The organism is Streptomyces deccanensis (assembly GCF_022385335.1).
GTDB classification, from domain to species: domain Bacteria; phylum Actinomycetota; class Actinomycetes; order Streptomycetales; family Streptomycetaceae; genus Streptomyces; species Streptomyces deccanensis.
This window is the reverse complement of record NZ_CP092431.1, coordinates 2,279,216-2,299,196: the sequence shown is the minus strand read 5'-3', so window position 1 is coordinate 2,299,196 and position 19,981 is coordinate 2,279,216. Positions and strand designations below refer to the sequence as shown.

Here is a 19,981-nt window from a genome sequence, read left to right as displayed (position 1 = left end):
CTCCCCGTCGTTCTTTCGGCCACGCCCACTGCCAGAGCGCACAGGGAACCAGCCTCCTGGGATCGGACCACGCACGGGATGCGTGTCGCTGCTCCAGGGTCGAGTACGCCGGGGACCAGTTCGCCCAAGACCGTTCGGGGCGCGCGGCTGAGTGAGCTCACTCCTCCTCAGTCCACAGGAACGGTAGCCTGCGGGGGCTATGGCCTCGTCTGATGTTCCCGCCGCCCCCTCCAGCGCAGCCGCCGTTCGTCGGCGTGCGCTGGGGCGGGGGCCGGGCGTGGCCGCATCTGTTACCGAGGGGGCCGAACTCCCCCCTGAGGGACACCTACCTCCTGTACCAAAGCCGGAGGATACCCCCGATGGTGTCTTCAAGGTCCGGCTCTCCAACTTCGAGGGGCCCTTCGATCTGCTGCTCCAGCTGATCTCGAAGCACAAGATGGACGTCACCGAGGTGGCGCTGTCCAAGGTCACCGATGAGTTCATGGCGCACATCCGGGCCATGGGGCCGGACTGGGACCTCGACGAGACGACCGAGTTCCTCGTCGTGGCCGCGACGCTGCTGGATCTGAAGGCCGCGCGGCTGCTGCCCGCCGCCCAGGTCGAGGACGAGGCGGACCTCGCGCTCCTCGAAGCCCGGGACCTGCTGTTCGCCCGGCTGCTCCAGTACCGCGCGTACAAACAGATCGCGGACATCTTCAACCGGCGCCTCGACGAGGAGGCCCGCCGCTACCCCCGGACCGTCGGCCTGGAGCCGCACCACGCCGAGCTGCTGCCCGAGGTGGTCATCAGCATCGGGGCGGAAGGATTCGCCAGGCTCGCGGTCAAGGCGATGCAGCCGAAGCCGAAGCCGCAGGTGTACGTCGATCACATCCACGCGCCCCTGGTGAGTGTGCAGGAACAGGCCGGGATCGTGGTCGCACGGCTGCGGGAGCTGGGAGAGGCGTCCTTCCGCGTGCTCGTCGAGGACACCGACGACACCCTCACCGTCGTCGCCCGCTTCCTCGCCCTGCTGGAGCTGTACCGCGAGAAGGCCGTGGCCCTCGACCAGGAGACCGCGCTCGGCGATCTGATCGTGCGCTGGACCGGCGGGGACGGGGACGCCGAGCCCGTGGTCACGGACGAGTTCGACCGGCCGCCCGAACCGCCGAAGGAGGAGACGAAGGCATGAGCGAGGAGACGACCGGGGGGACGACCGAGGCGCCCGCGGGGGCGCGTGCCGTTGCCGACCTCGACCTCAAGCCCGCCCTGGAGGCCGTCCTCATGGTCGTGGACGAGCCCGCGACGGCGGAGCATCTGAGCAAGATCCTGGAGCGGCCGAAGCGGCAGATCTCCAAGGTGCTGCGGGAACTGGCCGACGAGTACGCGACACAGGGACGCGGCTTCGAGCTGCGGCTGATCGCCGGGGGCTGGCGGTTCTACACCCGGCCCGAGTACGCCGCCGCCGTCGAGCGGTTCGTGCTCGACGGGCAGCAGGCCCGGCTGACCCAGGCCGCGCTGGAGACGCTGGCCGTGGTCGCGTACCGGCAGCCGGTGAGCCGGAGCAGGGTCTCGGCCGTACGAGGGGTCAACTGTGACGGGGTCATGCGCACCCTGCTCCAGCGGGGTCTGGTCGAGGAGGCGGGCGCGGAACCCGAAACAGGTGCGATCCTGTACAGGACGACGAACTACTTCCTGGAGCGGATGGGCCTGCGCGGCCTGGACGAGCTCCCGGAACTCGCGCCCTTCCTCCCGGAGGCGGAGGCGATCGAGGCCGAGACCCAGGAAGCCGTACCGTCGTTCGATCCGGATGCTCCGGATTCCGAGGACACAGACGACAAGACGGAATTTTGATGCGAAGCAGCAGCGGCAGGAACAGCAGCGGAAACAACGGCGGGAGCCGTGGTGGCAACAGCGGCGGCCGCGGCGGAAGCGGTGGTGGACGCGGCGGGAGCGGCGCCGGACGCGGCGGGAGCGGCGGGAGCGGTGGTGGCCGCGGCAACTACCGTGGCGCGGGCAACGACCGCGACGACAGGCAGGGTGGTCGGCCGAAGAAGCCCCGCCCCGAGGAGCGCCGTTACGACGTGGGCCCCGGCGGCACACAGGAGGGGCCGAAGTCGGGGCGCGGCGCGTCCGCGCGAGGTGGAGCCAAGGGCGGGCCCAAGCAGGGTCAGGGCAGCACCGGGCGAGGCCGGTGGGCCCCGGCGACCTCGCGCGAGTACGACGCGCGGGCCGAGGAGCGCAACCGCGAGCGCTACGCGGGCAAGAAGGACGTGAAGCTGCCCAAGACCTTCCCGGGCGCCGAGCAGGAGGGCGAGCGGCTGCAGAAGGTCCTCGCGCGGGCGGGCTACGGCTCGCGGCGGGCCTGCGAGGAGCTGATCGAGCAGGCGCGGGTCGAGGTGAACGGCGAGATCGTGCTGGAGCAGGGCAAGCGCGTCGACCCGGAGAAGGACGAGGTCAAGGTCGACGGTCTGACCGTGGCCACGCAGTCGTACCAGTTCTTCGCGCTGAACAAGCCGGCCGGCGTCGTCTCCACGATGGAGGACAACGAGGGCCGGCAGTGCCTCGGTGACTATGTGACCAACCGCGAGACGCGGCTGTTCCACGTCGGACGGCTCGACACCGAGACCGAGGGCGTCATCCTGCTCACCAACCACGGTGAGCTGGCGCACCGGCTGACCCACCCCAAGTACGGCGTGAAGAAGGTCTATCTCGCGCACATCGTGGGCCCGATCCCGCGCGACCTGGGCAAGCAGCTCAAGGACGGCATCCAGCTGGAGGACGGGTACGCGCGCGCGGACCACTTCCGGGTCGTCGAGCAGACCGGCAAGAACTACCTCGTCGAGGTGACCCTGCACGAGGGGCGCAAGCACATCGTGCGCCGGATGCTGGCGGAGGCCGGCTTCCCGGTCGACAAGCTGGTGCGCGTCGCCTTCGGGCCGATCACCCTCGGCGACCAGAAGTCGGGCTGGCTGCGCCGCCTGTCGAACACCGAGGTCGGCATGCTGATGCAGGAGGTCGACCTCTAGGTCTCCCGGCGCGTCGAGCGTCGCGTTCGAGCAGAGGGCCGGTCCCGACTTCGCCGTCGGGGCCGGTTTTCTGCTGTTTTCGGGCACCGCGCTCGGTGCTGGGAGAGTCGCGTCATGTCCGGAAGATATCCGGCGGTCCGGCTGAGAAATCTCCGGGATGACCGATTCAAGCATTTCCCCCTTCATCTCACGATTTGAGATTCCGTTAGCGAGGCTTGCTCCCCGAAAGCGTTCATTGCATGATCATCGGCGTCGCTGTGCGGAGTCGGTTTCGCGGTGCCAGGTGAATTCCATTAGGTAACGCGGAACGGCTGAAAAATAGAGAAAACCGGGGAATGCATGTGTGGCATCGTTGGTCTCTTCACCGGCTGTACCGCGGTCAGTTACTGCCCCAAGCGCCTGCTGACCAAGGGTTCCGAAGCCCCGGCCGCGGACGGCCCGGAAGCGGCTGACGGTTATCGCAGCCCGTTCCGTGGTTGGGACAAGCGTGCCTCGCTGCGTGCGACTCCCCGGCGGGAACTGCCGGGTGAAACCGATGGGCAGTATTTCTTTTCGCCCGACTTGGTTCCGGTCGCCCGCCATGAGCTGGTGCGGGATCTTCGCCCTGAACTATTCGACCGGATACTGATCCAGCACCTCTACCGTTACCTGGATTTCACGGCGAAGCTGGAACAGATCGTCGTCAATCGCACCGCGCTCGGTATCGCACACGGAACAGTGGGCCTGCGTCTCCATCCCGACATGCGGTTCGACGCCTACCGGATCTACTGCGACGAGGCGTACCACGCCCTGTTCTCGGTCGACCTGATGAGACAGGCTCAGGCCCGGACCGGTGTCGCCGCACGGCTGCCCGCCGAGCCGTATTTCCTGACCCGGCTGGCGATGATCCAGCAGCAGCACCCGGAATGGCGGGAGCTGGCCGAGTTGGTCTTCGTGATCGTCTCCGAGACCCTGATCTCGGGCTCGCTCGGCGAGGTCCCGGACGATCCCCGGGTGGTGCCCACCGTTCGCGAAGTGGTGCGCGACCACGCCATGGACGAGGGCCGCCACCACACCTACTTCTCGCTCTTCCTCAAGGAGCTGTGGGCGCAGTCGGACCCGACCGAGCGGCGAGTGATCGGCACCCTCGCACCGATGATGGTGGACGCCTTCCTCCGGCCGGATCTCCCGGCCCTCCGCGAGGAGCTGACCGGGTACGGGCTCGACCGGGACACCGTCGAGCAGGTGCTGGCCGAGGTGTTCCCGGAGAGTCTGGTGCGCAAGTCCGCCCGTGACGCCTCCCAGCAGACGGTCCAGTACTTCAGACGGCTCGGGGCGTTGGACGACCCCGACATCCGGGCCGCCTTCGAGACGTACGAACTGGTGTGACGATGAACGCCGTCGAGAACGGACGACCCACCGACACCACCGGCACCACAGGCACCAAGGCCCCACCGGTCAGCGGACCGGCCGACGGCTCCGTCGCCGGCTCATCCGCCGGATCCGGTACGGGTGAGCGTCGCCCCCCGGGACGCCAGCCAGCGGACCACCCCCGCCGTGTAGCCCGGCAACAGCTCCCGGCCGAAGTGTTCCCGGTCCCAGTCGTTCTCCAGGACCAGCGACGCGTCGACGCACACGTAGGCCACAGCGGGGCCGCCGCCTTCCACGGGCAGGGCGCGAGCCTCGTACATCGGGCCCTCGTACACATCCAGCAGAGCACGCTCGGCAGGGTCCAGATCGGTCAGCAGGCACCCGGTGACCCGGCTTCCGGCCCGGGGCACCAGACCGGGGAAGACACGGTCCCGCAGGGCCGCGTTGCGCCAGCCGGTCACTGCCGCCGGGCGGGACTCGGGGACCCGTCCCAGCAGCGCCTGCTGCACCTCAACGTACGACAGGCTGCCGTAGACGAACAGGGGCAGCTCGTACGTCGGTCGATCGGCCGTCGGCATCGCTCGTAACTCCCACTTGAAAGGCAGCCGGTACTTCCCGGCGGAGCCTACGTCGCATGCCCGGTTGGCCGGGCACCACCCCATGAGAAGGAGCCCTCGCGTGACCACCGTCGCCCGTCCCGACGCCCCCTGTGCAACCGGTGGGGTCGCCTACGACCTCATCGACGCCGCGCTGCGTGCCGTCCCCGAGTACCAGAGCTTCCGCGGCGGTGTGTTGAGCCGCGCCGCCTACTGTTCCTGGCTGGGCTCCGGTCGTCTGCGCCCCGAGGACGTCGGGCTGAACGAGGACCAGTTCAACCTCTCCACCCGGTTTCCCGTGGACGAGCGCGCCTTCGTCGCGCAGGTGCTGGAGGGGCTGGAGCAGGACGGCGTGATCGCCTCCACGGACTACCCGGACGACGAGTTCGAGGCGCTGCGGGAGCGTGTCGCCGAGCAGTTCGCCCACGAGGACCGCGCCACCTACATCTTCCCGGAGGAGGCCCGGCTGCTCTTCGCGCTCTGCCATCTGCTGGCCCCCCGCCGCACCGTCTTCCCCGGCTCGTACTACGGGTACTGGGCGGTCTGGGCACTGCCCGGCATCCGTGCGGCCGGCGGTACCGCCACCCTGATCGACATCGACCCCAACACCATGGCGCTGGCCGAACGCAACCTCACCACCCTCGGCCTCGTTGACGGAGTCGAGTTCGCCACCACCGACGCCATCGCCCACGGCCGTGGCCTCGACCCGGTCGACCTGTGTGTGCTGGACGCCGAGGGCCCGGCCCCGCATCGAGCCCCCGAGGGCATGGACCCCGATCTGATCGACAAGGCGATCTATTTCCCGATCATGGAGGCCACCACCCCCGCCCTGCGCCCCGGCGGCCTGCTGATCGCCCACAACATGCTCCTCGGCAACCTCACCGAGAACGCCTACTTCGCCGGTCGTATCGCCAACAACCAGGCCCAGTACGCCCGTTTCCACGGCCACCTGGACACCCACTACGACCTCCAGCGGCTGATCCCCAGCTCCGAGGGCGTCGGCATCTACCGCCGTCGCGCCGACGCCGTCGTCGGGGAGGCCTCCCGATGAGCGCCCCCGTCCTGCGCCCGCTGACCGAAGCCGATCTTCCTGCGGTACTGTCTACGATCAATCACGCCATCCGGCACACCGACGCGACCATGGACCATGAAGAGAAGGCGCTCGACGACCTGCACGGCTGGCTGTCGGCCCATCATGGCCGCTACCCCGCCCTGGCCGCCGAGCAGGACGGGCGGTTCGCCGGGTACGGCACCCTCAGTCCGTTCGCCTCACGCAAGGGCTATCTGGCCAGCGCCGAGATCTCGATCTACCTCTCGCCCGACGCCCGTGGCCGCGGTGTCGGCTCGGCTCTGTGCGTCCGCCTCACCGAACTGGCGGAGCAGGCCGGTATGTCCACGGTCATCGCCTTCATCTCCTCCGGCAACGAGCCCTCCCGCCGCATGGTGCTGCGCGCCGGGTACCGCCACGAGGGCGTCCTGCGCCAAGTCGGCTACAAGCTGGGCCGGCTGACCGACCTGGACATCTTCCAGCGCACCTTCCCCGCCAACTGCGCCCGCTACGACGGCACACCGCTCGACGACCTGCTCGCCGCCCACCTACCCGCAGAGGAGCCCGCCCGATGACCACCCAGCCCCCCACCGCCCCGGAGTCCAGCGGGTCGGCCGCCTACGACCGTCATGTCGCCTCCCAGCCCGAGGCCGTGGCCGCCCTCCTGTCGACCCCGGTCCCGGTCCTCGACCCCGCGCGTCCCCTGGTCTTCACCGGCATCGGCACCTCGCTGCACGCCTGCCGGATCGCCGCCGCCTGGGTCCGGCTGCTGACCGGCGGCCGGGTACGGGCCGCCGCCCTCGACGCCCACGACCTGGCCCTGACCGAGGGTGTCACCTCCGCCGACCAGATCGTGGTGGTCAGTCACCGGGGCACCAAGGCCTGCCCCAACGACGTCCTCCGCCGCGCCGCCGAAGCCGGTGCCACCACGGTCGCCATCACCGGCGAGGGCCCGGCCGAACCCGTCGCCGACACGGTCCTGCGCACCTGCCCCCAGGAGGCGGCCAGCACCCACACCGTCTCCTACACCACCGCGCTGACCCTGCTCGCCCGCCTGGTCGCCACCGCCTTCGGCGAGGCGGGGGCCCCGCTGACCGCCGCGCTCGCCCAGGTCCCCGAGGCACTGTCCCGCACCCTGCGACTGCCCGTCGCGCCGGAGGCCGTGGACGCCCTCGCCGACGCCGCCGGACCGGTCCTGGTCACCGGCACCGGACTGGACGCGATCACCGCCGCCGAGGCCGCGCTGAAGATCAAGGAGGGCACCTACCGCTGGGCCGAGGCCCTGCACACCGAGTTCGCCCTGCACGGCACCCCCGCCGTCTTCTCCGCGACCACCGCCGGCTTCCTCCTGCGCCCCGCCGGACCCGACGCCGGCCGTACCGCCGACCTGGAGCGGGTCCTGCGCGCGCTGGGCGCCCCCGTCCACCACTGCGCCGACGATCCCGGCGCCGCGCTTCCCTTCGCCGCCGTGCCCGATCTCGTCCGTCCGCTGGTGTCGGTCGTGCCCTTCCAGCGACTGGTCTCCCTGGCCGCCGTCCGCACCGGCGCCAGCCCCGACCTCACCCACCTGGAGGCGGAGCCCTGGGCCTCGGCCATCCGGTCGGTGAAGCTGTGACGCGCGGACCGGTCATCGCACCGGAGACGGCGGGGACAGCGGCGGCGCACGCCACGACGGATGCCACCGCCGCCGCCGTCACCGAGGCATATCTCCACGACCCCCGGCTCGCCGGCGTCGTCCAGGAGACCGTCTTCCCCCCGGCCTTCCAGGAGTGCTGGGGGGCGCGCATGCTCTCCCGCCCGCTCTTCGTGGACGGTCCCGAGCTGAGCCGTGCCGGGGCCGATGTCCAGGACCTGTTCGCGCTGCTCGTCTCACTGCCGCGGCGCCTGTTCGGCGGGGACACGGCCGAGTACTGCGACGCCCTGGGCATCGCCCCCGACCGGGCCGCGGTGATCTCCCGCTTCGCCGACGCCCGCGGCGGGGCCACCCGGTACGGCCGTGCCGACCTCTATCACGACGGCAGCGCCTTCAAGCTGCTGGAGTTCAACATAGCCAGCGACCTCGGCGGCACCGACCGCTCCCAGATGCAGCGGGCACTTCTCACCCACCCCGCGTTCGCGGCCTTCGCCGCCGAGCACGGACTGGAGCACGTCCACACCGGGGAACACCTGGCCGTCGCCCTGCGCGAGGCGGCCCTCCCCCTCACCGGCGGCGGACGGGAGCCCCGTATCGGCCTGGTCTGCGCCCCGGGAGGGCTGGCCGCCTTCGGTCATCTGCTGCACGCCCTCGCCGAGATGATGCGGGGCCTCGGCCTGCCCTTCACCCTCGGCGAACTGGACGGCCTCACCGAACAGGGCGACCGGCTCCGTCTCGACGGCGACCCCGTCGACGTCGTCCTGCGCTTCTTCACCGTCGACGACCTCTGCGCGGACCCGGCCTCCGCCGCCCGCGCCGAACTCGCCTTCCGCGCCCACGAAGAGGGCCGCGCCGTCCTGTGGACGCCCATGGACAGCTCCCTCTACTCCAACAAGGGCGCCCTCGCGCTCCTCTCCGATCCCGCCACACCCTTCACCGAGGCGGAGCGCGCCCTCACCGACCGTCTTCTCCCGTGGACCCGGCTCCTCGCCGACGGCCCGCCCACACCCGGCCCACGCCCCGGTGAGACGGTGACCGACCTGCTGTCCTTCTGCCGGGAACACCGCACCGAGCTCCTCCTCAAGCCCCTGCGTGACTTCGGCGGCACCGGCGTGATCCCCGGCTGGGAATGCGAACCGGACCATTGGGCGCGCCTCGTCCAGGACAAGAAGTCCGACGCCACCGGCCCCCTCACCGGTCTGGGCAACCGCTGGATCGTCCAGCGCCGCGTCCTGCCCCGCGCCGAGCCCGTCCTCGACCCCGCCACCGGCGACCGCTCCGACTGGGTCGCGGCCTGGGGCCTGTTCCTCACGCCGCAGGGGTACGCCGGCACCGACGTCCGCGCCGCGCCGGCCTCCGCCTCCGCCGTCGTCAACTACGGCTCCAACCCGCTGACCCGCACCACCGGCGTCTTCACCGTCGGGACCGCGCGATGAGGTGCCTCACGGACACCCTCCCCACCGCTCGCAAGGATCACCGTCATGAGCACTGAGCCGACCGTCGCGCCGCCCACCGTGCGCGCGTTCTCCCGGGCCGCGGACCTCCCCCGCGCCGACTGGGCCGAACTGCTGCGGCCCGAGGACCTCTTCCTCGGTGAGCGCTGGCTGGCCGTCGCGGAACGGACCGCGGGCTGCCCGATGAGTTATCTGCTGCTCGACGAGGACGGCCGCACGGTCGCCGGGCTCGCCACCGCCCTGGCCGACGACACCGCGCCCTGGGTCCTCGGCCGCCCGGACACCCTGCTCCAGGCCGGCGCCGAGGCCGGTCGCGAGGGCGCCGCCGAGATCCTCTCGGCGCTGCCCGCGAGTCCCGCCGAGAGCCTGCTGCCCACGCTCGTGTGCGGAGGGCGGCACATGGGGCGCAGCCGGGTGCCGAGGCTCGCCGGCACCGGCCGGGACCAGGTGGAGGCACTGGTCGCCGAGGCCGAACGGCTCGCCACCGAACAGGGCGCCGCATCGGTGGCGTACCCCTTCGTGGAGGACGGCGACACCCTGCTGCGGCAGATCCTCGACGAACGGGGCTATGTGCACCACGACTCGGGCCGTTACAGCTCGCTGCGCGTCGGCCCCGGCGGCTTCGACGACTATCTGACCCTGGTGTCCGCGCGCCGCCGCCGCCGGATCCTCACCGAGCGACGCCGGGTGCGGGAGGCCAGCATCGAACTGCGGATCGAGCCGTTGAGCGCCGACCTCGTGCCCCGGCTCGGCGCGCTGGAGGCGCAGCTGATGGCCAAGTACGGCCACACCTGGACCGCCGGGCAGACCGAGCAGGTGCTGCACGAGATGATCGCCGCGTTCGGTGCCGACGCCCAGGTGGCGCTCGCGGTCGGCGACGGCGACATCCGGGGCTTCGGCACCCTGCTGCGGTTCGGCACCCACTGGTACGCGCGTCAGGCGGGCTTCGACTACGCCTACCAGGACCGGCTCCCGCTGTACTTCGAGACCCTCTACTACTTCCCCGTCGAGGCGGCGGCCCGGCTCGGGATCGAAGCCATCCACTACGGCCTCGGCAGCGAGGAGGCCAAGCTCTCCCGCGGCTGCACGGCCGAGACCCAGTACTCCTATCTGCTGCCGCTGACCCGACCTTCGAGGAACACCCATGTCTGACGCCCTGCCCCACGGGCCCCTGATCGCCGTGGTCGAGACCGGGCGAGGCGAGTACGGCCTCCAGCCCCTGCTGCGCGCCCGCGAGCTGGGACTGCGCCCGATCCTCGTCACCGACGACCTCAGCCGCTACGCGACGTCCGAGGCCGCGCGCTCCCTCATCGAGCGGACCGTGCACGCGATCGTGGACGCCGACACCCGGGACAGCGCCTCCGTCACCGAGGCGCTGCGCCCGTACGCCGAGCAGGGCGACCTCGCGGGAGTCCTCGCGGTCATCGACTACTACGTCCCCGTGGTCGCCGAGACCGCCCGCCGCCTCGGCCTGCCCGGCCTCGACCCCGAGGCCGCGCGGACCGCCCGCAACAAGCTGCGCACCCGCGAGGTCTGCGCGGAACTCGGCGTCCCCGCCCCGCGGTTCAGCCGTGCGACGGCACGCGAGGACGCGGTCGCCGCCGCCCGGTCGATCGGCTTCCCCTGCGTCGTCAAGCCGCTCACCGAGTCCGCGAGCATCGGGGTGCGGCTGTGCCGCGACACCGACGAGGTGGCCGCGCACTACGACGAGCTGACGGCGTCCCCGGTCGACATGCGCGGCATGGCGAAGCCGGGCGGTGTGCTGGTGGAGGAGTATCTGACGGGCTACGAGCTGAGTGTGGAGGTGCTGACCACCGCCAAGGGGCCCCAGGTCGTCGGCGTCACCGACAAGGCACTCACCGCGCACCCGTACTTCGTGGAGACCGGTGAGACGTTCCCGACCCAGCTTCCCGATTCCGTGCGCGACGAGGTCACCCGGGCCGCGCTCGACGCGCTCGAGGCGATCGGCCACGACTTCGGCGCCGCGCACGTCGAGATCAAGGTGACCCCCGACGGGCCCCGCCTGGTGGAGATCAACGCCCGGATGGGCGGCGCCCAGATCGGCCGGATCATCCAGGAGGCCACCGGCCTCGACCTGCTGCGCGAGGTCGTCCGACTGCACGTCGGGCAGGAGCCCGAGGTCGTGCTGGAGCGCACCGGAGCCGCCGCCTCCCGCTATCTGACGGCGGCCGACGACGGCGTGCTGCGCGGGTTCGAGGGCGAGGACCTGGTACGGCGGCTGCCGGGTGTGTGCGCCGTCGACCTGTACGCGGCGCCGGGAGGCGAGGTGCGCCGGCCGCGCAGCAACGCCGATGTCCTCGGCCATGTGGTGGTCCGGGCGGACACCCCCGCCGAGGCGGCCCGCTGGGCGGACACCGCGGCCGTCATGCTGGCTCCCGCCGTCGACGCGCCGTGCTGAGGCAACTGCGCCAGGCGCTGCCGACGGGGCCCGGGGTGCCCGCCTTCGCGGGTGCCACGTTCGCCAACTCCGTGGGCATGGGCATCTATTACCCGTTCTCACTGCTGTTCTTCCAGTCGGTCCTGGACACCTCGCTGACCCGGATCGGCGCCGCCCTCACGGTGGCCGCGCTGCTCGCCCTGCCGCTGCTTCCGTACGTGGGGCGGCTGATCGACCGCTTCGGCCCCCGTCAGGTGCTCCTGGTCAGCACGGTGGTACGGGCGTCCGCGTTCGCCGGGTATCTCCTGGTGGACTCGTTCTGGCCGTTCCTGGTGCTGAGCGTGCTCGTCGCGCTGACCATGCGCACCGAGCAGGCGGCCACCCCGGCGCTGGCGAAGGTGCTGGCGGGCGAGGAGCCACCGGGACGCTGGATGGCGCTGTCCCGCGCGCTGTTCAACGCCGGGTTCGGGCTCGGCGCGCTCGCGGCGGGGCTGACCGCCTCCGCGTCGCCCGAGGTGCTGCACGGGGTCGGGGCGGGCAACGCGGTGTGCATCGCGCTCGCCGCCCTGCTGTACGTCGCGCTGCCCGCGGCCCGCCCGGCCGGGACCGGGGCCGGGTCCGGTACGCCGGACAAGGCCCGGCCCTGGCGCAGCCGCCCGTTCCGCGGGGTGGTCGCCGCGGGCGCCGGTCTGTGGATCATCGCGGTGAGCGTGGAGGTGGCGCTGCCGGTGCATCTGGTACGCGACGTCGGCGCGCCCGCGTGGACGACGAGCGTGCTGTTCGCCCTGAACACCGTGCTCCTGGCCGTGTTCCAGGTCCCCTTGGCGCACCGGGTGGAACGGGTGCGGCCCGCCGTCCTGGTCGCGGTGGGCGCGGTCCTGCACATCGCCCTGCCCGCCGCCCTCGCCGCCGCGGCACACCTCGCGCCGACGCCCCGCACCGTCGTCCTGATCGCCGCCATGGTGATCTACACGGTCGGTGAACTCCTGGCCTCCCAAGCCGTACTGACCCTGCTCACAGCACTGTCCCCGGACGCGCGGCGCGGCTCCTACCTGGCGTTCAACCAGCTGTTCATCGGCCTGGCCAACGCGATGACACCGCTCCTCGTGACCAGCGCGCTGGACCACGGCGCGAACACCCTGTGGTGGCTGCTGACGGGCTGCGCCCTGGCGGTGGCGGTGCTGATGACCGGCGCGGTGCGCGGCGTGCCGGCGGAACGGGACCCGGCGGAACGGGACCCGGCGGAACGGGACCCGGCGGAACGGGACCCGGCGGAACGGGACCCCGCAGAGGGTGATCTCGACCGGGGGCCGGACGACGACCCGGACCTCGGCTCGGCCGGCCCCTCGGGCCTCGCCCCGGACGGCGGCTCGGATCGCGATCCGTACGGCGCACAGCCCAGCCCCCGGTAGGGCCCGCCCACAGAGCCGGCCCACGGCCGGCGCACTGACCCGCCCCGAGCCGCGTGTGCCGGGACACGCCCCGGCACACGCCCCGCACCCACGGTCACGACGTGATCACCCGGCCTTGAAGGAGAGCCCTCGCATGGGCCGTGCTACCGCCCACGAGTCCAGCCACGCGTCCACCCACGCGTCCAGCCACGGGTCCCTCCGCGCGATCAGCCCGCAGTTCGACCACGCCGAGCAGCGCCGCGTGGCCGATGCCGTCCTCGAACGGGCCCGCGAACTCGGCGTCCAGCACGCGGAGTTCCGCGCCGAGCATGTACGTGACGCGTCCTGGCGGCTGCGCGACGCCCGCCCCGCGGGCGCCTCCGACACGGTGACCGCCGGATTCTCCGTGCGTGTCCTGCACGAAGGGGCCCGCGGCTTCGCGGCACGCACCGCGGGCGGCCTGGACGCGGCTGTCGGCGCGGTCGACGAGGCGGTGCGGGCCGCCGAGGACGCCGGCCTTCTCGGCGGCCGCCGCATCGACCTCGCGCCCGAGCCGGTGTACGGGGAGCGGACGTGGACCTCCGCGTACGAGACCGACCCGTTCGAGGTGTCCGGGCAGGAGCGGACGGCACTGCTCGGCGAGTACAGTGCCCGGCTCCTCGCGGCCCCCGGGGTCCGGCACACGGACGCCGCGCTCCAGGCCGTACGGGAGTGCACGTTCCTCGCGGACAGCGCGGGCAACCGCATCCTCCAGCAACGGGTACGGGTGCTGCCGGAGTTCACCGCCCACACCGTCGACCCGGCCACCGGCACCCTGGTCAGCCTGCGCAGCACGGCACCCTCCACGGGCCGGGGCTGGGAGTATCTGCTCGGCACCGGCTGGGACTGGGACCGTGAACTCGCCGAGCTGCCCGCCCTGCTGGCCGAGAAGGCGGCCGCCCCGACGGTGCGGCCGCGCACGTACGACCTCGTGATCGACCCCACGAACCTGTGGCTGACGCTGCACGAGACCGTGGGTCACGCCACCGAACTGGACCGGGCTCTCGGGCACGAGGCGTCCTTCGCGGGCACCTCGTTCGCCTCGCCGGACGCGGTCGGCACCCTGCGCTACGGCTCGCCCGCCATGAACGTCACCGCCGACCGCACCGCCCCGCACGGTCTCGCCACCATCGGCTACGACGCCGAGGCGGTGGCCGCGCAGTGCTGGGACCTGGTGAGCGCGGGCGTCCTGAGCGGGTTCCAGGTCGACCGCGCGGGCGCGTCACGCGCCGGACTTCCGCGCTCCAACGGCTGCTCCTTCGCGGGCGCCTTCGACCGGGAGCCGCTCCAACGGATGCCGAACGTCTCCTTGCGACCCGCCCCCGAAGGACCGGACACCGCGGAACTGATCTCCCGGGTACAGGACGGCCTGTACGTCGTGGGTGACGGCTCCTGGTCCATCGACACCCGGCGGCAGAACTTCCAGTTCACCGGCCAGCGCTTCCACCGCATCCGCGACGGACGCCTCGTCGGACAGGTCAGGGACGTCGCCTACCAGTCGACCACCACGGACTTCTGGCACTCCCTGGAAGCGGTGGGCGGCCCCCAGACCTATCTCCTGTGCGGCGCCTTCCACTGCGGCAAGGGGCGCCCGCTCCAGGCCGCCCCCGCCGGCCACGGCACCCCCGCGGCCCTCTTCCGCCAGGTGAATGTCCTCAACTCCCGTGAGGAGAACTGACGTTGAACACCCCGCTGCCGCCCCAGGAGATCGTCGAGCGTGCCCTCTCCCTGTCCCGGGCCGCGCACTGCGATGTGATCGTCGACGACACGGACACGGCGTGGCTGCGCTGGGCCGGCGACGAGGTCACCGCGAACGGCGCGAGCGGCACCCGCCGGGTCACGGTGATCAGCAGCGGGCCGGGCGGCGGCGCGGCGGTCTCCGGAACCGTCGATGATCCGCACCGCCTGGAGGAACTGGTACGCGCCTCGGAGGCGCCGACCGACGCACCGGCGGCCGGGGAGACCGCGGCGGCCGGGAGCACCGCGGCGCCCCAGCCGATGCGCGGAGACGGCGCTTTCGAGTCCGCCGAACTCCCCGAAGCCGCCCCCGCGCGGGATCGACTGTCGGCGCTGATACCGGAGCTCGTCCGCGCGCGGGGCCGTTCCCACGGTGCCCTGCACGGTTTCGCGCAGCACCGGACCGGCACGGCGTGGCTGGGCACCACGGCCGGAGTCCGCAGGCGCCACCGCCTCGGGACCAGCACGCTCGAGCTCTACACCCGCACCCCCGACGGCGCCCGTACGGCATGGGCGGGCGCGGTCGCGGACGGTTTCCACGGCATGGACCTGCCCGGTCTCGAGGCCGCCACCACCGGACGCCTCCGACAGCCACTGCCGCACCGGGAGCTGCCGCCCGGCCGGTACGAGGTGCTGCTCTCTCCCGCAGCCGTGGCCGACCTGATGACCGCCGTGTACCGGGCCGGCGGAGCCGCGGACGCCACCGAGGGCCGCACCGTCTTCGCGCGGCCCGGCGGCGGCACCCGGATCGGGGAGACCCTCGCCGCCCTGCCGCTGAACCTGCGCAGCGATCCCCGCGAACCCGGCCTGGAATGCCGCCCGTTCGTGCTCTCGCACGGGGCGGTGTCGGACGCCTTCGGCGAGGCCGTGCAGGCCGGAGCCGACCCCGCGGACAACGGAATGCCGCTGTCGGCCACGTACTGGATGAAGGACGGAGCCCTCACCTCCCTGCTGGCCTCCCGGGCCGACGCGGCACGCCTGGGCGTCCCGGTCCGGCCGGCAGTGGGCAACCTCGTCCTGGACGGCGGCACCGACCGCTCCCTGACCGAGATGATCCGGTCCACCCGGCGCGCCCTGCTGATCAGCTGCCTGTGGTACATCCGCCCGACGGACGTGGGCACCCTGACCCTCACCGGTCTGACCCGGGACGGCGTCCACCTCGTGGAGGACGGGCGCGTCACGGCGTACGTGAACGACTTCCGCTTCGCCGAATCACCCGTCTCGCTCCTGTCCCGTGCCGTCGAGGCGGGGCGCACCGAACGGGCACCGGCCCGCGAGTCCGGCATGCACTTCCCGCGCACGGCCATGCCGCCACTGCGGATCCCGGACTTCCGGTTCACCGCGAGGGCCCCCTCCGCGGGCAGCTGAGCCGGGACGCGGGCCAGGGCGCGGAGCATGCCCCTGAAAGGGTTGCGGGCCCGGCACGCTCTTGAGGCCCTCTTAGGCGTTCCTTTCCTCGTAAAGGGGTTGTGCCCCGGCGCACGCGGCTTTATAGTCGTGATGACTATTAGTCATGGTGACCATTAAGGGGGCGATGGGCATGACCTCACCCGAGGGCTACGACAAGTACGCCTTCGAACCCTTCGCCGTCACCGTCGACCTGGCCGTCTTCACCGTCCGCGCCGGCGCCCTCCAGGTGCTGCTCGTCGAGCGTGGCCAGGAGCCGTACGCGGGCCGTTGGGCGCTGCCCGGCGGGTTCGTGCTGCCGGACGAGTCCGCGGAGGAGGCCGCCTGGCGGGAACTCGCGGAGGAGACCGGCCTCAAGGACGACTCCGGCCTCCACCTGGAGCAGCTGCGGACCTACAGCGAGCCCGGCAGGGACCCCCGGATGCGGATCGTCACCGTCGCCTTCGCCGCGCTGCTCCCGGACCCGCCCGTCCCGCACGGCGGAGGCGACGCCGCGCAGGCGCAGTGGCTGCGCTTCAACGCCATCGGGCCGCTCGCCTTCGACCACGACCGCATCCTCGCCGACGCCCACGAACGCGTCGGCGCCAAGCTCGAATACACCTGTCTCGCCACCTCCTTCTGCCCGCCCGAGTTCACCCTCGGCGAGCTGCGGCAGGTCTACGAGACCGTGTGGGGCACTCCGCTCGACCGGCCCAACTTCCGGCGCAAGGTGCTGGCCACGCCGGGCTTCGTCGAACCGGTGCCCGGTGCCGCCCGCCTGACCGGCGGTCGCGGCAAGCCCGCCGCGCTGTACCGCGCGGGTGGGGCCACCGCCCTGCACCCGCCGCTGCTGCGACCCACCACGGAAGGACGGCCCTGATGACCATGACGCTCCGCACGAAGCGCTCCGCCACCGGCTCCCTGATCGGACTCGCCCTCGGCGACGCCCTCGGCTTCCCGACGGAGTTCAACGACGTCGCCTCGATCCTCGCCAAGTGCGGCCCCTGGCGGAAGATGGCCCTGCCGAAGCCCGCGATCGTCACCGACGACACCCAGATGACGCTGGCGCTGGGGCACGGGCTGCGGGCCGCCATGGACCGCGGATCGCTCGGCCCCGAGGCCCTGGTGCGGGCCGTCCGCAAGGAGTTCGTGGAGTGGTCCCGCTCCCCGGAGAACAACCGCGCCCCCGGCCACACCTGCCTGGTCGCCTGCGACCTCCTCGCGGTCGAGCGCCACCCCTGGCAGTTCGCCAGCCAGATCCACTCCAAGGGCTGCGGCGCCAACATGCGGGTCGCGCCGCTCGGGCTGATCGGCCCGCTCAGCGACGAACAGCGCGCCGGCGCCGCCCAGTTGCAGGCCGCCCTCACCCACGGCCACCCCACCGCGCTCGCCGCCTCCGACCTCACCGCCCACGCGATACGGCTGCTCGCCCAGGGCGCCGAGCCGATGGGGCTGATCGGCCGGCTGCGCTCGTACGCCTACGAGAACCGCTCCCGCTACCACGCCCGCTGGCTCGGCGACCTGTGGACCTACAGCCAGGACCCCTCGCCCGAGCACTACATCGCCCGTGGCTGGGACGACTGCCTGGAGGCCCTGGACCGGGTGCAGGCGGCCCTGCGGCTCCCCTCGCCCGAGACGGACCCCTGCCTGGCCACGGGAGAGGGCTGGATCGCCGAGGAGGCCCTCGCCACCGGGCTGCTGTGCTTCCTGCTCTTCGTCGACGAGCCCGTGACCGCGCTGCGCCGCGCCGCCTGCACCTCGGGCGACTCCGACTCCATCGCCTGCCTCACCGGTGCCTTCGCGGGCGCCTACCACGGGCCGGACGCCTGGCCCGCCGAGTGGGCCGACCGGATCGAGTACCAGGGCGACCTCGTCTCGCTGGGAGCCCTCTGGGACGCTTGAGGGATGACCGACGCCCTGACCGACGCCCCCGACATCGACCTGGCGCCCGTCGTCGCCGAACAGCCCGACCCGCTGCTCTTCGCGACCGTCTCCGGCGCCCACCTGTACGGCTTCCCGTCGCGCGACTCCGACGTGGACCTGCGCGGTGTGCACCTGCTGCCCACGGCCGAACTGGTCGGGCTGCGCGAGCCGGAGGAGACCCGGTCGCGGATGTGGGACCGGGACGGCGTCGAGATGGACCTCGTCACGCACGACCTGCGCAAGTTCGCCCGGCTGATGCTGCGCCGCAACGGCTATGTGCTGGAGCAGCTGCTCTCGCCGCTCGTCGTGCACACCGGCGAGGCCCACCGCGAACTGGTCGCGCTCGCCCCCGGGGTGCTCACGCGCCACCACGCCCACCACTACCGGGGGTTCGCCGTCACCCAGTGGCGGCTCTTCGAGAAGACCGGCGAACTCAAGCCGCTGCTCTACACGTTCCGCGTGCTGCTCACCGGCATCCACCTCATGCGCAGCGGCGAGGTGCAGGCCCATCTGCCCACCCTGGTGCCGCAGGTGGACGAGGCGCCCGGGTATCTGCCCGACCTCGTCGCGGCGAAGGCGGCCCTGGAACACAGCAAGGCCGAGGTCGACCAGGAACGCGTCGCGGAGGACGTGGAGCGGCTCCAGGAGGTGCTGGAGCGGGAGCAGGCGCTGTCAGCGCTCCCGGAGAACCCGTCCGCGTACGACGCGCTGCACGACTTCGTCGTCCGGGTCCGCCTCGACGGCGCGCAGGGCTGACGCGCGCCGGGTGCGTACGAGGAAGTCCTCGACCCGGTCGCGGTCCGGTTCCGGCGGCAGCGGGCTGCGGTGCACCGCCTCCTCGGCCTCCGTCGCCAGCCGGGCCATCCAGGACTCGACCCGGGCCCACGCCATCTCGCCGTGCTTCACCGCCAGCAGGGGCTCGCGCTGGTCGCTCACGTCGACGGTGAGCGTGCCCGTGCGCAGCAGGTCACGGCAGCTCATCAGGAGGCGGAGGAGATGCATGGCGTGCTTCCAGCGCGGGGCGCCGTGCGTGCGGACGTCCGCGTCGAGCTTCTTGCGCTGGCCGAGGGCGTAGCGGGCGAACGTCTCGTGGGCCTGACGGGAGAGGAACGCCCCGCGCAGCGCGAGCAGTTCCCGGCCGGTGGCGTCGACGTGCTCCACCAACGGGGAGTGCAGGCACTCCAGGATGTTCGGGTTGGCGCGCAGGGCCAGGTTGCAGAAGCGCTCCAGCTCCCAGCTGAACTGCTCCTCCGCCGGGCCCTCCACATGGGTCGGCGGCTTCTCGAAGCGCCAGAACGTCTCGGTGGGGGCCAGGAAGACGCCCCGCAGGTCGGTGTCGCTGTCGTCCGTCGCGAGACCGAAGGCCCGCGACCCCATCACACAGGCGTAGACGGTGTGGTCGCGGACCAGGCTGTGCGGGTGCGGGGGCTGCATGCCGGGGAGCGTACGGGGTGCCTCAGGCCAGCTGAATCGAATTTCCCGAGACCTTGATCTCCTCGGCGGGCAGTGGCCGTGTGGCCGGGCCCCGCACCACCGCACCGTCCGTGATCTTGAACCTGCTGCCGTGGCAGGCGCAGTCGATCGTCCCGTCCGAGACGCCGCTGACGATGCAGCCCTGGTGCGTGCAGACCGCCGAGAAGGCCTTGAAGTCGCCCTCCTGCGGCTGCGTCACGACGACCTTCTGATCCTCGAAGATCCTGCCGCCGCCCACCGGGATGTCGGCCGTCCCGGCCAGCTCCTCACCGGCACCGCCCGTGCCGGCGTCCCCTGGGGAGGTCTCCTCCCCGGAGTCGCCCTCGGAGTCGCCGCCGTTGCCGCCGCCGCACCCCACCAGCAGCGCCGCCGTGCCCGCCGCGCCGGTCGTGAGCACCGTGCGCCGCGTCGAACCCATCGTCATGTCGTCACTCCGAACGTGCGGAAGAACCCAACCTAGGAGAGAGTGCCACAAAACGCGCTATTCGCACGTCACGGGCGTCGTCTCGGCAGGCGGGCGCCGCGCACCGGCCGGGGGCGGGCTGACT

The 19,981-nt window shown here is 72.2% G+C and carries 19 protein-coding genes; 16 read left to right on the top strand and 3 right to left on the bottom strand.

Annotated features, from left to right (window positions below; translation table 11 throughout):
- The first annotated feature begins 199 nt into the window (after positions 1–199).
- The 4 genes from L3078_RS10245 (at position 200) to L3078_RS10230 (ending at position 4,373) form a co-directional block, all read left to right on the top strand.
- Positions 200–1,168 carry a segregation and condensation protein A gene (locus tag L3078_RS10245; RefSeq protein WP_239753112.1) on the top strand — a complete coding sequence of 323 codons (969 nt, stop codon included), beginning with the start codon at positions 200–202 and terminating at the stop codon, positions 1,166–1,168.
- Positions 1,165–1,830, top strand: a complete 666-nt coding sequence (scpB, locus tag L3078_RS10240; protein ID WP_239753111.1) for an SMC-Scp complex subunit ScpB — start codon at positions 1,165–1,167, stop codon at positions 1,828–1,830. The genes L3078_RS10245 and scpB overlap by 4 nt, the downstream gene beginning before the upstream one ends.
- Complete coding sequence (locus L3078_RS10235; RefSeq protein ID WP_239753110.1) at positions 1,830–3,005, top strand: pseudouridine synthase; 1,176 nt, start codon at positions 1,830–1,832, stop codon at positions 3,003–3,005. Before scpB ends, L3078_RS10235 begins: the two co-directional genes overlap by 1 nt.
- 339 nt (positions 3,006–3,344) lie before the next feature.
- On the top strand, positions 3,345–4,373 hold the full coding sequence (locus tag L3078_RS10230) for a diiron oxygenase (protein ID WP_239753109.1): 1,029 nt from the start codon (positions 3,345–3,347) through the stop codon (positions 4,371–4,373).
- A gap of 101 nt (positions 4,374–4,474) precedes the next feature.
- Here the strand turns inward: L3078_RS10230 and L3078_RS10225 are convergent, their stop codons facing one another.
- Complete coding sequence (locus L3078_RS10225; RefSeq protein WP_239753108.1) at positions 4,475–4,933, bottom strand: gamma-glutamylcyclotransferase family protein; 459 nt, start codon at positions 4,931–4,933, stop codon at positions 4,475–4,477.
- A gap of 100 nt (positions 4,934–5,033) precedes the next feature.
- Between L3078_RS10225 and L3078_RS10220 the strand changes: the two genes are divergently transcribed.
- From L3078_RS10220 to L3078_RS10165, 12 genes are all read left to right on the top strand, one after another.
- Positions 5,034–6,002 (top strand): O-methyltransferase, encoded by a 969-nt coding sequence (locus L3078_RS10220; RefSeq protein WP_239753107.1) that lies wholly within the window; start codon positions 5,034–5,036, stop codon positions 6,000–6,002.
- On the top strand, positions 5,999–6,574 hold the full coding sequence (locus L3078_RS10215) for a GNAT family N-acetyltransferase (protein ID WP_239753106.1): 576 nt from the start codon (positions 5,999–6,001) through the stop codon (positions 6,572–6,574). The genes L3078_RS10220 and L3078_RS10215 overlap by 4 nt, the downstream gene beginning before the upstream one ends.
- Positions 6,571–7,614 (top strand): SIS domain-containing protein, encoded by a 1,044-nt coding sequence (locus L3078_RS10210; RefSeq protein ID WP_239753105.1) that lies wholly within the window; start codon positions 6,571–6,573, stop codon positions 7,612–7,614. Before L3078_RS10215 ends, L3078_RS10210 begins: the two co-directional genes overlap by 4 nt.
- Positions 7,611–9,068 carry a hypothetical protein gene (locus tag L3078_RS10205; RefSeq protein WP_239753104.1) on the top strand — a complete coding sequence of 486 codons (1,458 nt, stop codon included), beginning with the start codon at positions 7,611–7,613 and terminating at the stop codon, positions 9,066–9,068. The genes L3078_RS10210 and L3078_RS10205 overlap by 4 nt, the downstream gene beginning before the upstream one ends.
- Before the next feature lie 45 nt (positions 9,069–9,113).
- The gene (locus L3078_RS10200; RefSeq protein ID WP_239753103.1) at positions 9,114–10,238 is read left to right on the top strand and encodes a GNAT family N-acetyltransferase; all 1,125 of its coding nucleotides are present in this window, start codon (positions 9,114–9,116) and stop codon (positions 10,236–10,238) included.
- A complete protein-coding gene (locus L3078_RS10195; RefSeq protein ID WP_239753102.1) occupies positions 10,231–11,505 on the top strand; it encodes an ATP-grasp domain-containing protein in 1,275 nt (424 codons plus the stop codon). The genes L3078_RS10200 and L3078_RS10195 overlap by 8 nt, the downstream gene beginning before the upstream one ends.
- Positions 11,499–12,896, top strand: coding sequence for an MFS transporter (locus tag L3078_RS10190; RefSeq protein ID WP_239753101.1), 1,398 nt, complete (start codon positions 11,499–11,501; stop codon positions 12,894–12,896). The genes L3078_RS10195 and L3078_RS10190 overlap by 7 nt, the downstream gene beginning before the upstream one ends.
- A 133-nt stretch (positions 12,897–13,029) precedes the next feature.
- Positions 13,030–14,592: a TldD/PmbA family protein gene (locus L3078_RS10185; protein WP_239753100.1), complete on the top strand. Its 1,563-nt coding sequence runs from the start codon at positions 13,030–13,032 to the stop codon at positions 14,590–14,592.
- A gap of 2 nt (positions 14,593–14,594) precedes the next feature.
- On the top strand, positions 14,595–16,019 hold the full coding sequence (locus L3078_RS10180; RefSeq protein WP_239753099.1) for a metallopeptidase TldD-related protein: 1,425 nt from the start codon (positions 14,595–14,597) through the stop codon (positions 16,017–16,019).
- Positions 16,020–16,191: 172 nt separating this feature from the next.
- Positions 16,192–16,917 (top strand): NUDIX hydrolase, encoded by a 726-nt coding sequence (locus L3078_RS10175; protein WP_239753098.1) that lies wholly within the window; start codon positions 16,192–16,194, stop codon positions 16,915–16,917.
- The gene (locus L3078_RS10170) at positions 16,917–17,939 is read left to right on the top strand and encodes an ADP-ribosylglycohydrolase family protein (protein WP_239753097.1); all 1,023 of its coding nucleotides are present in this window, start codon (positions 16,917–16,919) and stop codon (positions 17,937–17,939) included. The genes L3078_RS10175 and L3078_RS10170 overlap by 1 nt, the downstream gene beginning before the upstream one ends.
- Before the next feature lie 15 nt (positions 17,940–17,954).
- Complete coding sequence (locus tag L3078_RS10165) at positions 17,955–18,716, top strand: nucleotidyltransferase domain-containing protein (RefSeq protein ID WP_239760269.1); 762 nt, start codon at positions 17,955–17,957, stop codon at positions 18,714–18,716.
- Here L3078_RS10165 and L3078_RS10160 read toward each other — a convergent pair.
- Both L3078_RS10160 and L3078_RS10155 read right to left on the bottom strand, forming a co-directional pair.
- Positions 18,633–19,394, bottom strand: a complete 762-nt coding sequence (locus L3078_RS10160; RefSeq protein ID WP_239753096.1) for a nucleotidyltransferase domain-containing protein — start codon at positions 19,392–19,394, stop codon at positions 18,633–18,635. The two genes, L3078_RS10165 and L3078_RS10160, sit on opposite strands and share 84 nt — an antisense overlap.
- Before the next feature lie 22 nt (positions 19,395–19,416).
- Entirely contained in the window at positions 19,417–19,857 is a 441-nt protein-coding gene (locus tag L3078_RS10155; protein ID WP_239753095.1) for a Rieske (2Fe-2S) protein, read from the bottom strand.
- Between the last annotated feature and the right edge of the window lie 124 nt (positions 19,858–19,981).

Excerpts from the sequence above, each read along its gene's own strand:
- L3078_RS10245 (WP_239753112.1), top strand. The coding sequence starts at position 200 with ATGGCCTCGTCTGATGTTCCCGCCGCCCCCTCCAGCGCAGCCGCCGTT.
- scpB (WP_239753111.1), top strand. The coding sequence starts at position 1,165 with ATGAGCGAGGAGACGACCGGGGGGACGACCGAGGCGCCCGCGGGGGCG.
- L3078_RS10235 (WP_239753110.1), top strand. The coding sequence starts at position 1,830 with ATGCGAAGCAGCAGCGGCAGGAACAGCAGCGGAAACAACGGCGGGAGC.
- L3078_RS10230 (WP_239753109.1), top strand. The coding sequence starts at position 3,345 with ATGTGTGGCATCGTTGGTCTCTTCACCGGCTGTACCGCGGTCAGTTAC.
- L3078_RS10225 (WP_239753108.1), bottom strand. The coding sequence starts at position 4,933 with ATGCCGACGGCCGATCGACCGACGTACGAGCTGCCCCTGTTCGTCTAC.
- L3078_RS10215 (WP_239753106.1), top strand. The coding sequence starts at position 5,999 with ATGAGCGCCCCCGTCCTGCGCCCGCTGACCGAAGCCGATCTTCCTGCG.
- L3078_RS10210 (WP_239753105.1), top strand. The coding sequence starts at position 6,571 with ATGACCACCCAGCCCCCCACCGCCCCGGAGTCCAGCGGGTCGGCCGCC.
- L3078_RS10200 (WP_239753103.1), top strand. The coding sequence starts at position 9,114 with ATGAGCACTGAGCCGACCGTCGCGCCGCCCACCGTGCGCGCGTTCTCC.
- L3078_RS10195 (WP_239753102.1), top strand. The coding sequence starts at position 10,231 with ATGTCTGACGCCCTGCCCCACGGGCCCCTGATCGCCGTGGTCGAGACC.
- L3078_RS10185 (WP_239753100.1), top strand. The coding sequence starts at position 13,030 with ATGGGCCGTGCTACCGCCCACGAGTCCAGCCACGCGTCCACCCACGCG.
- L3078_RS10175 (WP_239753098.1), top strand. The coding sequence starts at position 16,192 with ATGACCTCACCCGAGGGCTACGACAAGTACGCCTTCGAACCCTTCGCC.
- L3078_RS10170 (WP_239753097.1), top strand. The coding sequence starts at position 16,917 with ATGACCATGACGCTCCGCACGAAGCGCTCCGCCACCGGCTCCCTGATC.
- L3078_RS10160 (WP_239753096.1), bottom strand. The coding sequence starts at position 19,394 with ATGCAGCCCCCGCACCCGCACAGCCTGGTCCGCGACCACACCGTCTAC.
- L3078_RS10155 (WP_239753095.1), bottom strand. The coding sequence starts at position 19,857 with ATGACGATGGGTTCGACGCGGCGCACGGTGCTCACGACCGGCGCGGCG.